The organism is Streptomyces sp. NPDC048349, assembly GCF_040651925.1.
In the GTDB taxonomy this organism is placed as follows: domain Bacteria; phylum Actinomycetota; class Actinomycetes; order Streptomycetales; family Streptomycetaceae; genus Streptomyces.
In genome coordinates, this window is record NZ_JBEZLA010000043.1 from 1 (window position 1) to 1,144 (window position 1,144).

Consider the following 1,144-nt stretch of genomic DNA (forward strand, 5'->3'; position numbering starts at 1 on the left):
GCCCGGTTACATTCCGAACCCGGAAGCTAAGCCTTTCAGCGCCGATGGTACTGCAGGGGGGACCCTGTGGGAGAGTAGGACGCCGCCGAACAATCTTTCAAAGGACCCTTGGTCCAGCGTTCAACGCTGGACCAAGGGTCCTTTTTGTTTTTGTATCTCTTTACGCCGAAGCGCGGCCATGGGTTGGTTGCGCGAGAATGACTAGCGGTACCCCGAAGACAGGAGTCACACCCATGTCCAACTCTCCCGACGATCGTCCGGAGCGCGAGCCTCGGCGCAACGACGGCGGTGACAGGGGCGGCTACCGCGGGGGCCGTGACGACCGTGGCGGCGACCGTCCCCCGTTCCGTCGCGACGACCGTGGCGGCCGCCCGGCCGGCGGTGGCGGCGGCGGCGGCTTCCGGCGCGATGACCGCGGTGGTCGTCCCGCCGGTGGCGGCGGCGGTTTCCGCCGTGACGACCGGGGCGGCGACCGTCCCAGCTACCCCCGTCGCGATGACGACCGCGGTGGGTTCCGCGGCGGCCGCGACGACCGTGGGGGCGACCGTCCGTCCTTCCCGCGTCGCGATGACCGCGGTGGCGACCGTCCCCCGTTCCGTCGCGATGACCGTGGTGACCGTCCTTCCGGTGGTGGCGGCGGTTTCCGCCGTGACGACCGTGGGGGCGACCGTCCGTCCTTCCCGCGTCGCGATGACCGGGGTGGCGACCGTCCCCCGTTCCGCCGTGACGACCGTGGTGACCGTCCTTCCGGTGGTGGCGGCGGTTTCCGCCGTGACGACCGCGGTGGCGACCGCCCCTCGTACCCGCGTCGCGAGGACGACCGCGGTGGCTTCCGCGGCGGCCGTGACGACCGCGGTGGCGACCGCCCGAGCTACCCGCGCCGTGATGACGACCGTGGCGGGTTCCGTGGCGGCCGTGACGACCGTGGGGGCGACCGCCCGTCGTACCCGCGCCGTGACGACCGCGGTGGCGACCGTCCGGCGTTCCGTCGCGATGACCGTGGTGACCGTCCTTCCGGTGGTGGCGGCGGTTTCCGCCGTGACGACCGTGGGGGCGACCGCCCGTCATACCCGCGTCGCGATGACGACCGCGGTGGGCGTCCCTCCTACCCGCGTCGTGATGACGACCGTGGCGGCTTCCGTGT

At 72.1% G+C, this 1,144-nt stretch carries 1 rRNA gene and 1 pseudogene; both read left to right on the forward strand.

Annotation, left to right across the window (positions count from 1 at the left end):
• Positions 1–91, forward strand: a 5S ribosomal RNA gene (gene rrf / locus AB0D44_RS22790); the annotation flags it as partial.
• 223 nt (positions 92–314) lie between these two features.
• Positions 315–1,144, forward strand: a pseudogene (locus AB0D44_RS22795) (hypothetical protein); the annotation flags it as partial.